The 236-nt window shown below is 39.0% G+C and carries 1 protein-coding gene; it reads right to left on the reverse strand.

Annotated features, from left to right (window positions below; genetic code table 11):
- A partial coding sequence (locus J7R07_RS08205; protein WP_208436351.1) for a hypothetical protein occupies window positions 1-236 on the reverse strand: 236 nt, incomplete at both ends.

Here is a 236-nt window from a genome sequence, read left to right on the forward strand (position 1 = left end):
GGCGTTACTATCTATACGATCTAAGCTACGTGTACCTAAGTATTTGGTAGAACGCTCTACATTCACTTTAGTTTTTCCAGAAACATCACCATGAATTAAACCCTTATCCCCCACTAGACTATAAGATACCACATATTCTGGCGCTTGAACATCTACCGCCTCTACAAGTCCATTTAAATTTACAGCTGCATCATTCAATACTTTGAAAACAACAGCCACATTGAAGGTAATCGCAG

The organism is Bartonella phoceensis, assembly GCF_902825145.1.
Lineage (GTDB): Bacteria > Pseudomonadota > Alphaproteobacteria > Rhizobiales > Rhizobiaceae > Bartonella > Bartonella phoceensis.